The following is a 19916-nucleotide window of genomic DNA, read 5'->3' as shown; positions in this document are numbered from 1 at the left end:
TCCTTGGATGTGCCGACGATAGCGGATGCGGACCGGCAATGGCCAGTTCGTTGTGTGACGTTGTGTATCGTCAGTGGAAATCGCGGCTGTGGCTGCGCAGTCCCTGCAGCAGTTCATCCAGGCAGTGCATGCGCTGCACGATGACGTGCTGCACGCCATCGACGCGTTCCAGGCGGCCATCGATCTGCATCAGCTGGGTATCGACCAGCACCCGGTGCTGGCGATCGGCCAGGTGTCGCCAGACCACGGCGTTGACCATGCCGGTCTCATCTTCGAGCGTGAGGAAGGTGACGCCGCTGGCGGTCTGCGGGCGCTGGCGCATGCGTACCAGGCCGGCGATGCGCACGCGACGGCCATGGCCATGCCCGGCCAGCTGTGCAGCGTCCAGACAGCCACGGCTGCGCAGTTGCGCGCGCAGGAACGAGATCGGGTGGCGGCCGAGGGTGGTACCGGTGCTGCGGTAGTCGGCCTGCATGTCCGCCCAGGCGCTGGGCAGGGGCAACGGCACGCGGGCTTCGGCAGTGGCACGGGCCTGATCGAACAGCGGCAGCCGGTTCTCTACGCCCGAGATATCCCAGCGTGCACGATGGCGATGGCCGCTGAGCCCGCGCAGTGCCCCAGCATCGGCCAGCAGGCCCTGCTGGCGGCGGTCCAGTGCGGTGCGCTGGCACAGGTCGCCGACGTCGTCGAACGGGCGCCGCGCGCGCTCGCGCATGATGGCCTGCACGGCACCTTCGTTGCAGCCGTCGATCAGGCGCAGGCCCAGGCGGATCGCCGCCGGCCCCCTGCTGAAGTCCAGCGTGCAGTCCCAGTCGCTGTGGCGTACGTCCACGGGAAGAACGGTAATGCCATGCCGCCGCGCGTCCTGCAGCAGCTGGTCGGGGCTGTAGAAACCCAGCGGCTGGCTGTTGATCAGGCTGGCAGTGAATGCGGCCGGGTGGTGGCACTTCAGCCAGCAGCTGTTATAGGTCAGCAGGGCGAAGCTGGCGGCGTGGCTTTCCGGGAAGCCGTAATCGCCGAAGCCCTTGATCTGCTCGAACAGGTGCTCGCCGTATTCGCGGCTGAAGCCGTTCTCCAGCATGCCGGCCAGCAGCTTCTCGCGATGCGGTTCCAGACCGCCACGGCGCTTCCACGCCGCCATCGAGCGGCGCAGGGCATCGGCCTGGCCAGGCGTGTAGCCGGCTGCTTCCACCGCCAGCTGCATCACCTGTTCCTGGAACAGCGGCACGCCCAGCGTGCGTGCGAACACGCGTTCCAGCTGCGGTGGGTAGAGCGGGTTGTCCGGGTCGTTCAACGCGTCCGGGCCTTGTTCGCGCAGGATCCGGCGCCGCTCCAGATAGGGGTGCACCATGTCGCCCTGGATCGGGCCAGGGCGCACGATCGCCACCTCGATCACCAGGTCATAGAACGTGCGTGGCTGCATGCGCGGCAGCATCGCCATCTGCGCGCGCGATTCGATCTGGAACACGCCGATGGTGTCAGCGGCGCAGATCATGTCGAAGGTCTTTGCATCCTTGGGCGGGATGGCGTCCATGCGCCCTTCGTGCAGGCCATGCTGTTTCAGCATCGCCAGGCACTTGCGGATGGCCGTAAGCATGCCCAATGCCAGGCAGTCGACCTTCATCAGGCCGGTGGCATCCAGATCGTCCTTGTCCCACTGGATGACGGTGCGATCGGCCATCGCCGCGTTCTCCACCGGCACCAGGGTCGACAGCGGATGCTCGGAGATGACGAAACCGCCCGGATGCTGCGACAGGTGGCGCGGGAAGTCGATCAGCTCGGCGGTCAGCGCCAGCAGGCGCCGCATCAACGGCGTGTCCGGATCGAAACCGCGCTCGCGCAGGGTTTCCGGCAATGGGATGTTGCCGCCCCAGTGGTCCATCGCCGCGCCCAGTTCGTTGACCTGGTCCATCGGCAGGCCCAGTGCGCGGGCCACGTCGCGGATCGCGCTGCGGCCACGGTAGCTGATCGCCACCGCGGTCAGTGCGGCGCGCTCGCGGCCGTAGCGCTTGAACACGTACTGCAGCACCTCCTCGCGACGCTCGTGCTCGAAGTCGATGTCGATATCCGGCGGCTCGTCGCGCTCGGCGGAAATGAAGCGCTCGAACAGCAGGTTGCTGCGTGCCGGGTCGATCTCGGTCACGCCCAGCACGAAGCACACCGCTGAGTTGGCCGCTGAGCCACGGCCCTGGCAGAGGATGTCCTGGCTGCGCGCAAAGCGCACGATGTCCTGCACGGTGAGGAAGTAGGAGGCGTAGTTCTTCTGCTTGATCAGCGCCAGTTCGTGCTCGATCTGCGTGCGTTGCTTCGCTTCGATGCCGCCTTTCCAGCGCCACTGGATGCCGCGCTCGACCAGCACGCGCAGCCAGCTGTCCGGATCGTGTCCTTCGGGCACCAGCTCACGCGGATAGGTGTACTGCAGCTGTTCCAGGGTGAAGTGGCAGCGTTCGGCGATGCGCAGGGTTTCAGCCAGCAGTTCGGGCGGATACAGCTGGGCCAGCGCGGTACGCGGGCGCAGGTGGCGCTCGCCATTGGGAAACAGGCGCCAGCCGGCCTCGGCCACGCTGCAGCGGTGGCGGATCGCGGTCAGTGTGTCCTGCAGGGCACGGCGGCGGCGCACGTGCATATGCACATCGCCACTGGCGACCAGGGGCAGGCGGTGGCGTTCGCCGAAGGCCCGCAGCTGCTGCAGGCGGCGTGCGTCATCGTGTTCACGGTGCAGTTCCACCGCCAGCCACAGCCGATCATCGAAGCCGGTGCGCAGCAACTCGAGATCGGTGGCGGATGGCTGCCGGTCCAGCCACAGGCACAACAAACCGTCGGGCAGGCCGAGCAGATCGTCGCGCAGGCAGCGGTACTCGCCCTTGGCAGCCCGCCGCCGACAGGTCGTGATCAACTGGCACAGCCCGGCATAGGCGGTCTGGTCGGTGCACAGCAGGGCCAGCTTCGGCCCGTCCTCGACCTGGAATTCGGCGCCGACGATCAGTGCCACGCCATGTGTCTTCGCTGCCTGCCAGGCGCGCACGATGCCGGCCAGCGAGCATTCGTCGGTGATCGCCAACGCGCGGTAGCCTTGGCCCGCGGCGCGCGCGAACAACTCTTCGGCGATCGAAGCACCGCGCTGGAAACTGAAGGCCGACAGGCAGTGCAGTTCGGCGTAGCCGGGCAGTTCGCTGTGCATGGCGGCTCAGCCGAACCAGCCGTGCAGCATCCACGGCGCATGTGGATTGTTGCGGTCACGGAAAGCCCAGCCGCGCTGGCCATGCGCGGTTTCCACCACGTAGTAGTCGCGGCGCGCGTCGGCCTGGTCCCACCAGCCCGATTCGATCCGCTCCGGTCCGGTGACGATGCGCAGCCTCGGATCACGCAGCGGTTGCGGCGCATCCAGCAACCAGCCGGGGCGCAGTGGCCAGTACGACGGGGGCTTGGCCGGTGGCTGGGTGCCACTGGCGCGTTCGGGACGATGGTCGGCCTGCACTGCCAGCGGCTGCACGGCGTCATCGCCGAGCCGCGCGCGCAGGCGCTCACGCAGCTGGTTCCACGGCATCGCCTGCGCCGGCCGGGTATCGAACAGGTCACGCGCGGCGGGCACGAACGGCGGCAGCTGCTCGGCCTGCAGGCGCAGTGCGCGGCTGCCGGCCGGCAGGGCGAACGCTTCCATGCGGTTGCGTGCGATCTCGAACAGCAGCGTGGGATCGCGCTCGGGCGCCAACAGGCCGATGGTCAGCACGCTGGCCGGCAACAGGTCATGCTCGAAATGCAGGTCGAAGCGCTGCACGCCGCCATCGCGCGAGCACAGGAAGGCGGCCAGGTCGAGCAGCAGGCGGCGCAGCGGGAACAGCAGGGCCTGGCTGGATTCGATCTCGTATTCGAATTCGATGCGCGCATCGAAACGGTCCGGTGGCTGGTAGTAGCGCAATGGCGCGGTGGGCAGCCCGCGCAATGCATCCAGCTGCTGCAGGACCTCGGGGGCGAAGCGCCGGGCCAGGCTGTCGCGCGGCAGCTTGAGCACCGCCCCCAGCGTGCGCAGGCCGGAACGGCCAAGCACGGTCACCGCCTCGCTGGGCAGGCCGCAACGTGCCAGGGGCAGCTGCGCCAGCGCCGCCGGCAGCTGCTGCGCATCAAGGCCGAGGCCATCGTGGACGTTGGCCAGCACGCGCGCGGCATGTGGGGTAGGCGCGGCCACCAGGCGGTGGCGGAAGCCGAGTTCGTGCAGTTCGTTGCGCAGGCGCTGCTGGATCGTCAGCCAGTCACCGAACAGGGCGCGGCTGGCACCGATTTCCAGCACCAGCGCATGCGGAAAATCGAGGCTGACCTGCGAGCTGTAGGCATAGGCCCAGCTGGCCAGCAGCTGCCGGGTGTGCTGTTCGGCACTCGGGTCGTAGTCGTGCAGCTGCATGTCCTGCACCAGTACCTGCGCAGCCGAAAGCAGCATGCCTGGGCGCAGCCCTGCTGCACGTGCCGACGGGCTGACCGCGCGCAGCACGCGACGCTGCGCCGGCCCCTGCAGCAGGACCAGCGGCCGCTGCGGATCCGGCTGCAGGCGCAGCACGCTGTCCAGCGCCAGCTGCGGCAACAACAGGCAGGCCCAGTGCATGGCGCGTCCTCAGTGGGCGATGGCCAGCGGCAACGGCTGCGCCGGCGGCAACCCGCCACGGCACTTCAGCACCCGCACCTGGCCGTGGTCGAGCTGCAGGCGCAGGCTGGCCGGGGAGGGATTGCGCGCGGCCTGCGCCTCGCGGAACACGAAGCCCAAGCACTGGCCGCTGTCGGCAGCCACCTGCAGCCGGCGCAGTGAACGGTCGTCGGCCTGGTGCGGCCAGCACAGTACCGCCGCGCAGGCCGCAGAGCGCAGGCACTGTTCGGCGGCCCACAGTGCCTGCTTCGGCGCGGCGTGGATGATCTGCAACTGGCCTAGGTCCAGCCCGGCGGCGGCCCAGGCCGGGGCATGCGGACGGTAGGGCGGAGCGACCAGGACGATCGGGCGGTCGCGCTGGCTCAGCCTGGCCAGTGCCGGCCATACCAGCGCCAGTTCGCCAACGCCGGGCGCCGCCTGCAGCACCTCGCACAGTCCGCTGGCCGGCCAGCCGCCGCCGGGCAGGCGTGCATCCAGTGCCGGATGGCCGCTGGCCAGATGGTCGCTGGCTGGGCCCTGGCGGGCCGGGCCGCGCCACAGCTGGCGCCCGTCCAGCAGCCGGTCGAGGGCAACGACCGCACCCATCAGCCGATCCTCCCGGGGAGGCGCCGGGTGGGCTGGAAACGGCAGGAACGGGCGGAAACGGCGGGCATGGCGCGAGTATCGACGGGCCGGTATCAGGGGCTGAGACCAGACATGCTACTCGCGTTGTAAGTAGAATTACTAATGAAATCCGAGGGCCGGGTTTCAGGTTGCTGAAGGGGGGAGGAGTGCCGGCCAAGGTCGGCACCCACAGGATGCGGTTACGGGTGGACCGGCAACGCCACCGGGCGCAGGGGCGCGGCATCGCCACCGCGGATCTTCAGCGGGCCGCCGATGAAGGCGAATTCGTAGACCTTGTCGCGGGCCAGTTCGTCCAGCGCCACCAGCTCGATGATCGGCGCACCCTGCTGTGCCAGCAGGTAGGTGTGCAGCGGCACGTAGTCGTCGGACACCTCGGAGGGGAAGGTCTCGAAGCTGAGGTTGTCGGCACCGACGATCATCGCGCCGCCGTCCTCGACCAGGAAGCGTGCCGCATCCAGGCCCATGCCCGGCGGGTTGGCCATGTAGGCCCTGGGCTGTTCGAACAGGCGCATGCGGCCGGTGCGGATCAGCACCACGTCGCCCTGCTGCAGTTTCACCTTCTGGCGTGCCAGCGCATCCTTCAGGTCCTGGCGGGTGACGCGATAGCTGTCCGGCAGCATGTCCACGCCCTTGGCGGCGGCCACGTCGATCAGCACGCCACGCGCGATCAGCGGCGGGAACTTCTCGATGCCGGTGACATTCCAGCCACGATCGCCGAGATGCTTGTCGGCCTCGAAGCCGTTCCAGATCTTCCCGTGGATGCCGAAGTGGTTCAGCGCATCGATGTGGGTGCCGGTGTGGCTGTACATCGAGAACGCGGTGCCGGTGTAGCTGCGGGTGAGGTTCATGGTCTCGCCCACGCCCATCGGGTCGTCCATCACCGTGCCGCGCGGGGTGTGGGTCATCCAGAACTGGTAGTGCGGGTCGCCGGCATCCTGCCAGCTGGGCATGCCGACGTAGTACTCGGTGGCCAGGTCATAGGCCTTGCCGCCGCTGACCCGCGACAGGATCGCCGCACGCGAGGCCTCGGTGATCAGGTTGAGGCGGCCGATCTCGTCCTTCGGCCCCCAGGGGCTGGTGCCGACCTGCTGGCCGGAGGGGACGCGTTCGTGCGCGGATACGGTGATGGAAGCTGCGGTGCCGGCCAGCAGCAGGGCCAGCGCGGTGGCCAGGGTACGTGGGGTCATGGGGAGTCTCCTTGCAGGGTGGGGGGGCGCGGCTCAGGCCGCGACCAGGTGCGCCAGGGCTTGGCGCAGGTGTGGCAGCGGCAGGGTCTGCAGGCGCAGGCCGTTGCCGCCGATCACGGTGGGAATGGAGCGGATGCCGAGGGTCGCGGCTTCGGCACGGTCGGCCTGCACGCGCCGGGCTACTGCGTCGCTGCGCATGTGGTCAGCGAAGGCGCCACGCGGGTGGCCCAGCGCTTCGGCGATATCCAGCAGGACTTCGGCGTCGCCGATGTTGCGGTGCTGGTGCAGGTGCGCCCATTGCACGGCATCAAACATCGCGCCATGGGCGTCGTTGCCACCGAGCATGCCGGCAGCCTGGCAGGCCAGTGCGCCGAGCCAGCCGGACGGATACTCGAAGTCCTGCGCGCGCATGCCTTCGATATCGATGCGCGCGGTGTCTTCATGCGCGGCGCAGTCGGTCCAGTGGCGCAGGATGATCGCCTTGGCGCGCTCCATCGAGCCGAACACTTCGACCATCTGCGCGCGCGAGTCCTGCAGCACGAAGCTGCGGTGGCGTACCTGGATGCCGAGTTCGGCGCAGGCCTGCTGCAGGCGCGGGGCCAGCACGAAGCACCAGCCGCAGACCACGTCGTGGAAGAAATCGACCACCGGCGCGGCGGTGGTGGGGGAAGGAACGGAAGACATCTGCCTGCCATCGGTGAGAGGGGAGGCGGCAGAGTAGGCAGCGCGGCGTGGCCGAAACAGCACGCCGCGGGCAGCTCAGTTTTCGCTGGCGGTTACGAATCCAGGCCAGCGCAGCCGGGCAGCTCGGCGTGCAGGAAATCGATGAAGGCACGCACCTTGGGTTGCAGATGGCGCGACGTGGGGTAGACCGCATGCACGAAGCGCGGCGGATAGCGGTGGTCGGGCAGCACCTGCTGCAGTTCGCCACGGGCCAGTGCGGGTGCCGCCAGGAACGAGGGCAGGGCGCCGATGCCCATGCCGGCCACCAGCAGGTCGCGCAGCAGCAGGCTGTTGTTGACGGTGACGCGCGCTGGCAGGGTGATCGTCACCTGGCCATCAGGGCCGAGCAACGGCCAGCTGCCGGGGGAGTCGGACAGGCTGTAGGCCAGCACGCTGTGCGCCTGCAGATCGTTCACCGCCTGCGGTGCCGGATGCTGCCGCAGGTAGGACGGGGCCGCGCACAGCACCTGCTGCAGCGACGCCAGCCGGCGCGCCACCAGGCGTGAATCATCCAGCTCGGCACGCAGCCGCAGCGACACATCGAAACCTTCGCCGACCGCGTCGAGCAGGCGGTCTTCCATCACCAGGTCCAGCGACAGCTGCGGATGCTGCTGCAGGAAGCGGGGCAGCAGCGGCGACAGCGTGCTCAGCGCGAACGACTGCGGTGCATTGACACGCAGGCGCCCGGCCACCTCGCCACGCTGTTCGGCGATGCCACGTTCCAATGCGTCCAGTTCGTCGAGCAGGCGGCAGCATTCGCGATAATAGGCGTGGCCGGTCTCGGTCAGGCTCATGCGCCGCGTGGTCCGCTGCAGCAGTACCACGCCCAGATGCGCTTCCAGCGTGCGCAGCTGTTTGCTGAGCCCGGCCGGCGACATGCCCAGGTCTTCGGCGGCACGAGCGAGCCCGCCGCGTTCGACGATGCGACGGAAGGCACGCATCAGGTTGAAGGAATCCATGCCGGCCCCGGGCGCGATGAGGGCGCCATTGTAGATCCACGCCATGCGTGGATGTGGGAAGCGTGGTGCCCGCAGAGTTGCGCCGTTTGTTCAAGCCAGCAATCCACACGCCACGCCAGCATGCAGGCCCCTCACTTTCCGGGTTGCCCATGAAGCACTGGATGCTCCGCCTGTATGCCCCGCTGTTCCTGCTTGGATTCGTCGCCACTGCCGTCGTCTGGATCGGCCACTGCCACGGTGACCCGCTGTGGCTGCTGGCCTTGCTGGCGGCCGCCATTGCGGTTTCGTTCGCCGCCGAGCGCGCGTGGCCGTATGACCCCGCGTTCAATCACGACCACGGCGACAGCCTGCGTGACGCCCTGCATGCACTGGTCAATGAAAGCCTGAACCTGCTGTCGATCGCGGCGGTGCCGCTGCTGGCGGCAATCATTCCATGGCAGGCCTGGCCTCTGCAGTGGCCATTCGCGCTACAGGCGCTGCTGGCCATCGTCTGCGCTGATCTCGGTATCACCCTGGTGCACTACGCCAGCCATCGCATCGGCTGGTTGTGGCGGCTGCATGCGGTGCACCACAGCGTCACCCGCATGTACGGCTTCAACGGGCTGATGAAACACCCGCTGCACCAGGCGGCCGAAGCGGTGGGTGGCGTACTGCCGCTGCTGCTGTTGGGCCTGCCGATGCCGGTGGCTGCGGTGCTGGCCTTCGCCATTGCCATCCAGCTGCTGCTGCAGCACTCCAACGTGGACATGCGTCCCGGCGTGCTGGGCCGGGTGATGGCATGGGCGCCGCTGCACCGCTTCCACCACATGCGTTACGGCACCGCCGGCGACGTCAACTTCGGCCTGTTCCTGACCGCATGGGATCACCTGTTGGGGACCGCCTTCGATGCACCGGGCTATCGGCTGCAGCAACGCGACCTCGGCATCGGCAGCCAACCGGACTATCCGCGCGATTATCCGGGGCAGCTGCTGGCGCCGTTCCGCGAACTGCCGCATGGCGAGGTGCCGGAGTTGCCGGAAGGCCTGCGCAGGCGCGAATGATTGAACATGTCAGGCCGCGCGCAGCTGCAGGCCCTGCAGCTGCGCGGCACCGATGCCGAACATGCGGCGCAGGCTGCGCGAGAGATGGGCCAGATCGGCGAATCCAGCGGCATGCGCACTGTCGGTCAGGTTGTGACCGCTCAGATGATGCGTGAGCGCAGTGCGTAGCCGTTGCCACAGCACCCAGCCGCGCAAGGTCACTGCCAGCTCGGACTGGAAGCGCCGGTGCAGCTGGCTGGTCGATAGGTGCGCCGCTTTGGCGATGTCGGCAGCCGGCACCGGGCCAGGCAGGTGCTGGGCGATACGGGCCAGTGCCGCCTGCACGCGGCGGTCCAGCGGTTGCGGGCGGCTCAGCCGTGGCAGCCAGTCGTGCAGCGCCAGCGCGTTACCCGGCAGCGCATGCAGGTGCCGCTGGATCTGTTCGGGATCGGCATGCGCCGGCTCAAGGAATACCGTACAGCCCGCTTCCGGCGCTGACAGGATCGCGTGCGGCTGGAACGAAGGCAGCCATAGCCGTTGGCCCTGCTGCTGCACGCCATCGATCTCGATGTGCCAGGACGTACCGTCGCTCAACAGCAGTTGATGGGCGTAGTGCGCATGCGAAGCGCTGTCACCGGCATGACCGTGCAGTACGGCGGCGTGCGCATCCAGCAGCAACGTGCCGTTCCAGGGCAGGGCGGGGGAAGACATGACGGGATTGTAGATCCACGCCATGCGTGGATGAATCTCCATCGGAATCGAGTAATTCGACAATGAAACGAAGAGCATCCACGCATGGCGTGGATCTACTGCAGGTCGCGAGAGACTGTAGAAGGCGGGGTGGGTCCGGTTGCGGGGGCGTGAGCGCCATGGGCCCGAGGCATGCCTCGGGCGGGTTGGGCAGGACGCCCAACCCAGGTCTTGCCGTGTGCGCAGGACAGCGCACACGAGCAAGGGGCGACCGAGCTTACATGGACGTACTTGCAGCGCCCCCCGCAGCCGGACCCACCCCGCCACCCCACGGATAGCCGCCTTTGCTTTTGAGGTTGCCGGCCAGCGGTCGGCACTACCGCGGGTGCCGGGCGCAGCCCGGCCGTGCGCACCCTCACCGGCCGTGCGGGTCGGGCCGGTGATGCACGTACTCGACCACCGTGCCATCGGGATGCACCGCGTTGAACGCCGCCCCGGTCGGTACCACCTGCAACGGGAAGATGATCTCGGCGCCAGCCGCGACCAGTTTGTCGTGATAGGGCCGAACGTCATCGACCAGCAGTGTCCCCGTGGTCGAAGTGAACGGGGCCAGCGCCGCCTGGCTGCCTTCGATCAGCAGGAAGGCGCCGACCATGGCCAGGCGCAGCCCGGCTTCCGGAAACGGGAAGCCCGCATCGGCCACCACGCCCTGCAACTGCTCGTAGAAGGCCACGCTGCGCTCCAGCTCGCCCGGAGCCACGAACACCCGGATCAGCACGCGCGGTGCGCGCTGGCTGGAGGTGTCACAGCGGTCGCGCCAGAGATGGTCGAAGTCACGATGTACGTTCATGGGCTCGATTCGTGGCCAGGGACCTGCATTATCGGCAGCCCTGCGCGGCGCGCTGATGACCGCCAGTGATGGCCTGATAACTGCGGGCCAGGTTGCCCCTGTGACTTAGGTCCTGTTGACAGGCGTGAACGCCCTCGCACAATCTTCACAGGATTGGGTCGCCCTGCGCGGCCCGGGCAGGCAGGTTGTCACGCCGGGAGGAGGGTCCCGCGCGCAGACCGGCCCGCCCTTCGGCCTGCGGGACGTTGCCCGGCAACCCCTGCGCGGCATGAACGCTGCACCCTTCGGCGGCACTTTCCCTGGACCGATTGCCTTGGCAACGGAATTACGCCTGCCGATGAAAACGTTTACAAAACCGCTTGCACTGTCTCTGGCCCTGTCTGCCGCACTGGCCGCTCCGGCCTGGGCCGACCCCGCCGCGTTCACTGTGCTGACCCTGGAACAGGCGCCCAACGCCGAGGCGATGCCGGCCCTGGCGGCGCAACTGAAGAGCCTGAAGGTGGACGCGGTGAGCGTGCGCCAGGTGCAGCGCGGCATCGGCCAGGTCGATCCGCTGCAGGTGCTGGCCGACGGCCTGGGCTATGAATACCGCTTCGTTGCCGCCGGCAAGGACGACGGCCAGACCCAGCGCGGCCAGGCCGTGCTGACCCGGCTGCCGATCGCCGCCGAATCCGGCCCCGACCAGCCAGGCCTGAACTACCTGCGCTTGGACGATGGCCGCCATACCGTGGCGGTCTATACCGATGCCGGTGCAGGTGCGGCGCAGCTGCCGGCGCTGGTCACCCGTTCGCGGTTGGGCGCCCCGGCGGTGCTGCTCGGCGCAGTGGCCGGTGAATCGGCCAAGGCCGCAGGCTTCGATCCGGCGCGTGTGGCGCTGGAAGCCGATGCCAGCTATTTCAGCGACGGCTTCCAGGCCGCCAGCAGCGCACCGTTCAAGATGGAGGGCAGCACCCTGCGCGCCACCCTGCTGACACTGGCCTATGCCGCCGACAAGCACGGCGAAAAGCCATGGATGGACACCGCCCTCAACGCCGATGCGCGCGCTGCGCTGCTGCTGAAGGCGATGACCGAGGATGAGAAGTTCCAGATGCTGCACAGCTACTTCGGGCTGGGCAAAGACGGTGGCCCGCTGCCGGAAGGTGCGGTCGGTTCGGCCGGCTTCGTGCCGGGCGTACCGCGGCTGGGCATCCCGTCGCAGCAGTCGGCCGATGCCGGTGTCGGCGTGACCAATCCGGGCGGCATCCGCCCGGGCGATTTCGCCACCGCAATGCCGTCCGGCCCATCCACCGCCTCCAGCTGGAACCGCGAAGTCGCCTTCGCCGGCGGCGCGACCATGGGCCGCGAGGCATGGCAGCAGCGCTTCAACATCCTGCTGTCGGGCAGCGTCAACCTGCAGCGCGACCCACGCAACGGCCGCAACTTCGAATATGCCGGTGAGGATCCGCTGCTGGCCGGCTCGATGGTTGGCGCGCTGATCCAGGGCGTGCAGAGCCAGCACGTGATCTCCTCGATGAAGCACTTCGCGCTGAACGACATGGAGACCCGGCGCAACTTCCACGACGTGCGCATCGGCGAACAGGCCATGCACGAGTCGGACCTGCTGGCCTTCGAGATCGCGCTCGAAGCCGGCCGCCCGGGCGTGGCGATGTGCTCGTACAACAAGATCAATGGTACCTACGGCTGCGAGAACGGCTACCTGATGAACCAGGTGCTGAAGCAGGAATGGAAGTTCCCCGGCTTCGTGATGTCCGACTGGGGCGGCGTGCACAGCGGCTCGAAGGCGGCGCTGGCCGGCCTGGACCAGCAGTCGGCCGGTGAAGTGTTCGACGCGGCGGTGTTCTTCGATGAGCCGCTGCGCCTGGCCGTGCATGGCGGCGTGGTGCCGCAGGCGCGCCTGAATGACATGGTCGCGCGCATCCTGCGCACCATGTTCCTGCATGGCAACTTCGACAACCCGCCGCAGCACCAGAAGGTGGATGCCGAGGCCGGCTTCGCCGTCGCCCAGCGCACGGTGGAAGAGGGCAGCGTGCTGCTGCGCAATGAAGGCAACCTGCTGCCGCTGGCCGACACGGTGAAGCGCATCGTCATCATTGGCGGCCATGCCGACAAGGGCGTGATCGGTGGTGGTGGTTCGTCGATGGTGGGCGTGACCGCCAAGGGCACCAATGCGGTGCCGGGCGTGCTGCCGACCACCTGGCCGGGCCCGGTGATCTTCCACCCGTCCTCGCCGCTGGAATCGCTGCGCGCAGCGCGTCCGGACGCGACCATCGAGTACGTGGACGGCACCAACGTCGCCGCCGCGGCCAAGGCAGCCGCGCAGGCGGATGTGGCCATCGTGTTCGCCACCCAGTGGGCCGCCGAATCGGTGGATCTGCCGGACATGCAGCTGCCGGACAACCAGGACGCGCTGATCTCGGCGGTGGCCAAGGCCAACCCGAAGACCGTGCTGGTGCTGGAAACCAATGGCCCGGTGCGCACGCCATGGCTGGCACAGGTGCCGGCGATGCTGCAGGCCTGGTACCCGGGCATCCGCGGTGGCGAAGGCATTGCCGCGCTGTTGACCGGCCAGGTCAATCCGTCGGGCCGCCTGCCGGTGACCTGGGTGGTGGACGAATCGCAGCTGCCGCGCCCGCACATCGACGGCCTCGGCTTCAAGCCCGCCAAGCCGTTCGGTGATGTGTTCGATTTCGATATCGAAGGCGCCAACGTCGGCTACAAGTGGATGGCGGTCAAGGGCCTGACCCCGACCTTCGCCTTTGGCCATGGCCTGTCCTACACCTCGTTCGCCTATGACAACCTGAAGGTGAGCGTGGAAGGCTCGCGCCTGGTCGCCAGCGTGGACATTCGCAACACCGGCAAGCGCGCCGGTGCCGACGTGGCCCAGCTGTACCTGAAGCTGCCGGCCGGCAGCACCACGCCGATCCGCCTGATCGGCTATGACAAGGTGACCCTGCAGCCGGGCGAACAGCGCCGCATCCGCATCGAAGCCGAGCCGAAGACGCTGGCGCACTACGATGCGCAGGCCCGCCAGTGGAAGATCGACGGCGGCACCTACCAGGTGCAGCTGTCGCGCAATGCGGCCGAGCCGCTGCAGAGCGTGGACGTGCAGCTGGTGGAGCAGGTGCTGCGCTGATGCCTTGAAGACACGGCCCCGGAAGGGGCCGTGTTTGTTTGTGGGGTACCGCTGCGCTCGCCGGGCGTGGCCCGGCGCTACCAGGGCTGTGGTGATCGGGTAGCGCCGGGCCATGCCCGGCGAGCGCGGAAGTCACACAGGCGCGCTGCCAAACCACCCGCGCAGGAAATCGATCAGCTGCCGCACCTTCGGCGAGGGCTGCGTGCTGTGCGGGTAGACCGCGTACACGCTCTGCTGCGGGAAGCGGTGCTGGCGCAGCACCGGGCGCAGCCGGTCCTGGGCCAGGTCGTCCTCGATCAGCCAGCGTGGCAGCACGGTGACCCCGGCGCCGGCCAGGGCGAACGCGCGCAGGCTGCTGGCACCATCCACGCGTACCACCGCGTTGCCCGGGTTGGTGGCAAACAGGGCGCCGCTGCCATCAGGCGCGATCACCGGCACGTCGGCCAGGCGCGGGTAACCGAGGCGGGGCAGGGCGCCCAGCTGCACGGGGTCGTCGGCAGCATCGGCAGAGGGCAGGCGTGCCAGTAGGGACGGAGCCGCCACGGGGCACAGTGGATGGCGTTCCAGTTCGCTGGCGTGCAGGCCCGAATCCGGCAGGCGGCCAAGACGGATTGCCAGGTCGAACCGCTCGGGAATCAGGTCGGCCGGTGCCGGTGAGGTCGACAGGTGCAGCTGCAGGGCCGGGTGCCGCGCACGAAACGCCTCCAACGCAGCAATCAAGCGTAGCTGGGCGTACTCCGGCGTGGTGGTCAGGCGCAGCACACCCTGCAGCTGGTGCTGGTCGCGGCGCGCGGCATCGATGGCTGCCTGTGCGGCATCCAGTGCCTGCACGCAGTGTTGCAGGAACTGTTCGCCGGCCTCGGTCAGGGCCAGGTGGCGGGTACTGCGCAACAGCAGGGTCACGCCCAGCTCCTGCTCCAGCCGCTTCAGGTTGAAGCTGACCACCGCGCGGCTGAGGCCGAGGCGATCAGCCGCAGCGGTCAGGCTGCCGGCCTCGACCACGGCGCGGAAGATATCGAAGCGATCGAGGCTGACCATGGCAATTCATTGTCAAAGTGGATTTGACAGTGTTGCAGTTGCTGTCGTGTTTTTCCAACAAGGCCCGCACGGCATGCTGGCCGCTTCCCTGTTGGAGCGCCGCCGATGCCGTCTCCCCGCCTGCGCCATGAGGCGATCTTCCTGCTGGTGTTCGCTCTGGATCTGGTCAACATGTTCATCGCCACGGTGGCCTATCCGGTATTGGCAGCGGAGCTGCACGCCGATATCAGCACCCTGGCCTGGGTGGGCACCGCCTACATGCTGGGCCTGAGCGTGGTGATCCCGCTGGCGCCCTGGCTGGCCGCGCGCTGTGGTGAGCGTCGCCTGCTGCTGGTGGCGTTGCTGCTGTTCGCGGTTGCCGCTGCGCTGGCCGGCGCAGCAGCGGGTATTGGCTGGCTGCTGGGCTGGCGCCTGCTGCAGGGCCTGGCCGGTGGCCTGCTGATTCCGGTGGCACAGGCGGCAGCGTACCGGCAGTGCACGCCCGACCAGCGTGGCGCGCTGACCCGCCGCATCCTGCTGGTTGCGCTGCTGGTACCAGCACTGGCGCCCGCGCTCGGTGGGCTGCTGGTGCAGTGGTTGTCCTGGCGCGGCGTGCTCTGGGCCAGCCTGCCGCTGGCCGTGGTGGCGATTGGACTGGTGCTGGCGTGGATGCCGGCCGATGGCGCGCGCAGTGCGCCGCGCCTGCAGGCCTATGCGCTGTCCACCGCGATGCTGGCGCTGGGCGCGCTGCTGCTGGCGTTGACCTGGCTGGGTGAACCCGGCCATCGGGCCGCCGGTGCCGTACTGCTGTTGATCGCAATGCTGTTGGCGGCGGCCCACCTGCGGTATGCACGGCAGCAGGCGCAGCCCCTGCTGCGCTGGTCGCTGCTGTCCCATCGGGGCCTGCGCCTGGCGATGCTGGTCTATCTGGCAGTGCCCGGTGTGTTCATCGGCAGCCAGCTGGTCAGTACCCTGCAGCTGCACCAGGCCGGTTACAGCGCGGCACGCATCGGCGCGTTGATGCTGCCCTGGGCGCTGGCCTCGGCCGTGGCGATTACTGCCAGCAAACGCCTGCTGGCCGGTTTCGGCCCGGCCACGGTACTACGCGTGGGCATGCTGCTTCAGGCCAGCGGCCTGCTGTTGATGGCGCTGCTGCCACAGCCGGCCTTCGCGTTGGCCGGGCTGCTGTTCGCGCTGATGGGCGCCGGCGGCAGCCTGTGCAGCAGCACCGCGCAGACGCTGGCTTTCCACGGCGTGGAGGGTGAAGCGCTGGGCGATGCCAGTGCCCTTTGGAACCTCAACCGTCAGCTCAGTTTCTGCCTGGGTACTGCCGCCATTGCGCTGTTGCTGGCGCTGGCCATGCAGTGGCTGCCAGCACGCGCCACCAGCGTGGCTCTGGGTCTGGCCGCCGCAATGACGCTGTTGCCGATGGCGTTGCTGCGTCGGCCGCAGAGGATCACCCTTTCGCAACCGGAGAACACTTGATGGCTACGACCGCAGAACATGAAATCCACCACCTGCACGACAAACTGCAGGCCTGGTTCCGGGCCGAGGTGGCTGCGGATGCGCTGGATGATCTGATGGCGCATTTCTGCGCGGACTTCAGCATGGTCGGCATCGCGGGTCGCAGGCTGGACCGTAATGCCGTGCAGGCACTGTTCGCGGGTGGCCATGGCGCGCGGCCGGGGCTGCAGACTTCCATCGAAGCCGTGCAGGCGGTGGATGCGATATCACCGCTGGCGGTGCTGCGCTATCGCGAAGGTCATTCGATCGACGGTGGCGCACCCGCATGGCGGGAGTCGCTGGCGGTACTGAGGCAAGAACAGGGGCGCTGGTGCTGGCTGGCGCTGCATGAGGTAACGGCAGATTGATCGGTGGTGCCGGCCGCTGGCCGGCAACCGTCGTAACGTGCCGCAGGATCATGAAGTTGCCGGCCAGCGGCCGGCACTACCTGTCGTCGGCAAACGTAGCGGCACATGTGCCATCAGTCCTACCCGCATCCACCGCAGAATGCAAAGCCTGCACACACTTCACGGCCCGGGGCAGGAGTAGGCTTGAGGCTTTCCTGCCGGGAGGGGTTGTCCATGCGTGTGCGTGCCGTCGCTGTAGCCATTGCCCTTTGCCTGTCCAGCACCGTGCTGGCCGCCGATACCCCGCCGATGACCCCGGATATCAGCGGCAAGCCCTTCGTTGCCCCGGATGTCGGTCGCGACTACGACAAGCGCGTGGTGATGGTGCCGATGCGTGATGGCACCAAGCTGTATACGGTGATCGTGGTGCCCAAGGGCGCCCACAATGCGCCGATTCTGCTGACCCGGACCCCCTATGATGCTGCCGGTCGCGCCAGCCGCAGTGATTCGCCGCGCATGCGCGACCTGTTGCCGCAGGGTGACGAGGTGTTCGTCGACGGCGGCTACATCCGCGTGTTCCAGGATATCCGCGGCAAGTATGGCTCCGAGGGCGATTACGTGATGACCCGGCCGCTGCGCGGGCCATTGAACAACACCAAAGTCGACCATTCCACCGACGCCTGGGACACCATCGACTGGCTGGTGAAGAACGTGCCGGAGAGCAATGGCAAGGTCGGAATGCTCGGTTCGTCGTACGAGGGTTTCACCGTGGTGATGGCGCTGACCGACCCGCACCCGGCACTGAAGGTGGCCGCACCGCAGAGCCCGATGGTTGATGGCTGGATGGGCGACGACTGGCTCAACTACGGTGCGTTCCGCCAGGTCAACTTCAACTATTTCGCCATGCAGACCGAGAAGCGCGGCAAGGGTACGTCGCTGCCCAGCCTCGGCTACGACGACTACAGCACCTTCCTCCGCATCGGCTCGGCAGGCGACTACGCGCGTTTCACCGGCGTGGACCAGTTGACCTGGTGGAAGAAGCTGGTCGAGCATCCGGCCTACGACGGCTTCTGGCAGGGCCAGGCGCTGGACGCGGTGATGGCAAAGACACCGCTGAAGGTGCCGACCATGTGGCTGCAGGGCCTGTGGGACCAGGAGGACATGTGGGGTGCCAACCACGCCTACCAGGCGATGGAAGGACGCGATAGCGGCAACAACCGCAATTACCTGGTGATGGGCCCGTGGCGACACAGCCAGGTGAACTACAGCGGCAGCGAACTGGGTGCGCTGAAGTTCGACGGCGATACCGCGCTGCAGTTCCGCCGCGACGTGCTCAAGCCCTTCTTCGACCAGTACCTGGTGGATGGCGCGCCGAAGGCCGATACGCCACCGGTGCTGATCTACAACACCGGCGAAAACCACTGGGACCGCCTGAAGGGTTGGCCGCGCAGCTGTGACAAGGGCTGTTCCGCCAGCAGCAAGCCGCTGTACCTGCGCGCCGGCGGCAAGCTGGCGTTCCAGGCACCGGCGGCGGGCGAGGGCGACTTCGAGGAATACGTGTCCGACCCGGCCAAGCCGGTGCCGTTCGTGCCGCGCCCGGTCCGCTTCGGCGACCGCGACATGTGGACCACCTGGCTGGTCAAGGACCAGCGCTTCGTCGATGGGCGCCCGGACGTGTTGACCTTCATCACCGAACCGCTGACCGCGCCGCTGCGCATCGGCGGCGCGCCGGTGGTTCACCTGCAGGCTTCGACCAGTGGCACCGACAGCGACTGGGTGGTGAAGCTGATCGACGTGTATCCGGACCAGGAAGCGTCCACGCCGGAGATGGGGGGCTACCAGTTGCCGGTGTCGCTGGCGATCTTCCGTGGCCGCTACCGCGAGAGCTTCACCGATCCGAAGCCTCTGGCCGCCAACCAGGTGCTGCCGTATCGCTTCGATCTGCCCAACGCCAACCACACCTTCCAGAAGGGCCACCGGGTGATGGTGCAGGTGCAGTCCAGCCTGTTCCCGCTGTATGACCGCAACCCGCAGACTTACGTGCCGAATATTTACCTGGCCAGGCCGGGCGATTACCAGAAGGCCACGCAGCGCGTCTGGCATAGCGCGGCACAGGCGAGCTACATCGATCTGCCGGTGTATTGAGCTGCTCATGATGAAGCCGGGCCATGCCCGGCAGCACGTGGAAGTGCCGGCCGCTGGCCGGCATCCGCGATGGCGCAGGAGCGTGTCGACCAAGGTCGACACCTGCCAGGGCCCGGGCCTTCAGTCCACCTTCGATGGGCCCGTGCGCCAGCGGCTGGGCACCAGTCCGAAACGCTTGCGGAACGCCGCAGCGAAGTTGCTGGGATGGCGGTAACCACAGGCCGCAGCGGCCTGTTCAACTGTCCAGCCGTCCTCGCGCAGGCCCTGTTCGGCGTGGCGCATGCGCTGTTCGTGCAGATAGTCGAACACCGAGCTTCCATACTGCTGTGCGAAGTGGCGGCGCAGCGAACTGGGACTCATGCAGGCCAGCTGGGCCAGTTCGATCAGGCTGTGGGCATGGCTGGGGTCGTCATGCAGGTAGGCACGCACGCGCTCCAGCCGCTCGCGCTGGCCGGCGCGCAGTGTGCGTACATGCTCGGTCTGCATATCCTCGGCCTGGAGGCCGACGGCCAACACCTGCAGGGCCACGCCTTCGCGCCACAGCGCATCGATGTCGTCCTGCCAGGGACTGTCGAACAATTGGGCGAGCGTTGGCAGCAAGGCATGCGGAATGGCCCAGTGGCGGCACTGCAGAGGGGAATGAAGGACCCGTTGCAGTGCCGGCAGGCGCAGCGTGTCCACGTCCAGATCGGCCGGTACGCTCAAGCTGACCCCGCGCAGGTGGCTGCCACCAGGATGCAGACCGGCCATGGAAACAGGTTCATGGTGACTTGTGGTCATGCCTGTGCCGGCGCGCAGCGTGAACCCCTTGCGACGAGGAAACTGGACATCCACTTCGCCCTGCAGCATCAGGCGGATGGTCAGGCCGGCACCGTGCACAGCGGTGGCCGTGTAGGTGAACCGGTTGTGCACGTCCGAGGCGATCAGGCCCAGGCCACCGCGCAGTGACTGCTCGTGGACGTCGCCACGCCCTGCCCATTGGTCGTCGCGCAGTTCACTCCCTTCGATCCGGTAGTCGTAGCCATGGCGTTCGCCGAAGTGGCGGTAATCAGCAAAAGTGAAATATCGGGACATCGCTCTGCG

Annotated in this window: 15 protein-coding genes; 5 read left to right on the top strand and 10 right to left on the bottom strand. The window is 67.9% G+C overall.

Going from position 1 to position 19916, the window contains the following annotated elements; genetic code table 11:
• Positions 1 to 70 precede the first annotated feature (70 nt).
• The 6 genes from AC5P7R_RS05365 to AC5P7R_RS05340 all read right to left on the bottom strand — a co-directional run bounded on the left by AC5P7R_RS05365 (position 71) and on the right by AC5P7R_RS05340 (position 8174).
• Positions 71 to 3181: an error-prone DNA polymerase gene (locus tag AC5P7R_RS05365; protein ID WP_478435893.1), complete on the bottom strand. Its 3111-nt coding sequence runs from the start codon at positions 3179 to 3181 to the stop codon at positions 71 to 73.
• 6 nt (positions 3182 to 3187) lie between these two features.
• A complete protein-coding gene (locus AC5P7R_RS05360) occupies positions 3188 to 4597 on the bottom strand; it encodes a Y-family DNA polymerase (RefSeq protein ID WP_019660230.1) in 1410 nt (469 codons plus the stop codon).
• A gap of 9 nt (positions 4598 to 4606) precedes the next feature.
• Positions 4607 to 5221: a translesion DNA synthesis-associated protein ImuA gene (imuA, locus tag AC5P7R_RS05355; RefSeq protein ID WP_019660229.1), complete on the bottom strand. Its 615-nt coding sequence runs from the start codon at positions 5219 to 5221 to the stop codon at positions 4607 to 4609.
• Positions 5222 to 5439: 218 nt separating this feature from the next.
• The gene (locus tag AC5P7R_RS05350; protein WP_019660228.1) at positions 5440 to 6447 is read right to left on the bottom strand and encodes a cyclase family protein; all 1008 of its coding nucleotides are present in this window, start codon (positions 6445 to 6447) and stop codon (positions 5440 to 5442) included.
• Between the two features lie 33 nt (positions 6448 to 6480).
• Positions 6481 to 7131 carry a DsbA family oxidoreductase gene (locus AC5P7R_RS05345; RefSeq protein WP_197576093.1) on the bottom strand — a complete coding sequence of 217 codons (651 nt, stop codon included), beginning with the start codon at positions 7129 to 7131 and terminating at the stop codon, positions 6481 to 6483.
• Positions 7132 to 7223: 92 nt separating this feature from the next.
• Positions 7224 to 8174 carry a LysR family transcriptional regulator gene (locus AC5P7R_RS05340; RefSeq protein ID WP_021204494.1) on the bottom strand — a complete coding sequence of 317 codons (951 nt, stop codon included), beginning with the start codon at positions 8172 to 8174 and terminating at the stop codon, positions 7224 to 7226.
• Positions 8175 to 8290: 116 nt separating this feature from the next.
• Between AC5P7R_RS05340 and AC5P7R_RS05335 the strand changes: the two genes are divergently transcribed.
• Positions 8291 to 9169: a sterol desaturase family protein gene (locus AC5P7R_RS05335; protein WP_227844431.1), complete on the top strand. Its 879-nt coding sequence runs from the start codon at positions 8291 to 8293 to the stop codon at positions 9167 to 9169.
• A gap of 9 nt (positions 9170 to 9178) precedes the next feature.
• On the opposite strand, the gene AC5P7R_RS05330 is transcribed toward AC5P7R_RS05335, so the two are convergent.
• Positions 9179 to 9883 carry a helix-turn-helix domain-containing protein gene (locus tag AC5P7R_RS05330; protein ID WP_478405336.1) on the bottom strand — a complete coding sequence of 235 codons (705 nt, stop codon included), beginning with the start codon at positions 9881 to 9883 and terminating at the stop codon, positions 9179 to 9181.
• Positions 9884 to 10253: 370 nt separating this feature from the next.
• The gene (locus AC5P7R_RS05325; RefSeq protein ID WP_134731497.1) at positions 10254 to 10688 is read right to left on the bottom strand and encodes a VOC family protein; all 435 of its coding nucleotides are present in this window, start codon (positions 10686 to 10688) and stop codon (positions 10254 to 10256) included.
• A 337-nt stretch (positions 10689 to 11025) separates the two neighbouring features.
• Here AC5P7R_RS05325 and AC5P7R_RS05320 point away from each other — a divergent pair, with 337 nt between their 5' ends.
• Positions 11026 to 13821: a beta-glucosidase family protein gene (locus AC5P7R_RS05320; RefSeq protein WP_180877648.1), complete on the top strand. Its 2796-nt coding sequence runs from the start codon at positions 11026 to 11028 to the stop codon at positions 13819 to 13821.
• 132 nt (positions 13822 to 13953) lie between these two features.
• Here the strand turns inward: AC5P7R_RS05320 and AC5P7R_RS05315 are convergent, their stop codons facing one another.
• Positions 13954 to 14859: a LysR family transcriptional regulator gene (locus AC5P7R_RS05315; RefSeq protein ID WP_134731501.1), complete on the bottom strand. Its 906-nt coding sequence runs from the start codon at positions 14857 to 14859 to the stop codon at positions 13954 to 13956.
• A gap of 105 nt (positions 14860 to 14964) precedes the next feature.
• Between AC5P7R_RS05315 and AC5P7R_RS05310 the strand changes: the two genes are divergently transcribed.
• The 3 genes from AC5P7R_RS05310 to AC5P7R_RS05300 all read left to right on the top strand — a co-directional run bounded on the left by AC5P7R_RS05310 (position 14965) and on the right by AC5P7R_RS05300 (position 18833).
• A complete protein-coding gene (locus tag AC5P7R_RS05310; protein ID WP_155029748.1) occupies positions 14965 to 16323 on the top strand; it encodes an MFS transporter in 1359 nt (452 codons plus the stop codon).
• A complete protein-coding gene (locus AC5P7R_RS05305; protein ID WP_478435892.1) occupies positions 16323 to 16709 on the top strand; it encodes a DUF4440 domain-containing protein in 387 nt (128 codons plus the stop codon). The genes AC5P7R_RS05310 and AC5P7R_RS05305 overlap by 1 nt, the downstream gene beginning before the upstream one ends.
• 213 nt (positions 16710 to 16922) lie before the next feature.
• Positions 16923 to 18833, top strand: coding sequence for a CocE/NonD family hydrolase (locus tag AC5P7R_RS05300; protein ID WP_134731505.1), 1911 nt, complete (start codon positions 16923 to 16925; stop codon positions 18831 to 18833).
• Positions 18834 to 18953: 120 nt separating this feature from the next.
• On the opposite strand, the gene AC5P7R_RS05295 is transcribed toward AC5P7R_RS05300, so the two are convergent.
• On the bottom strand, positions 18954 to 19907 hold the full coding sequence (locus AC5P7R_RS05295; RefSeq protein ID WP_111102366.1) for a helix-turn-helix transcriptional regulator: 954 nt from the start codon (positions 19905 to 19907) through the stop codon (positions 18954 to 18956).
• Positions 19908 to 19916 lie beyond the last annotated feature (9 nt).

The organism is Stenotrophomonas sp. YJH_SMC_27, assembly GCF_059369815.1.
Note: the sequence above shows the minus strand (reverse complement) of the source record. Positions and strands in the feature narration are given on the sequence as shown.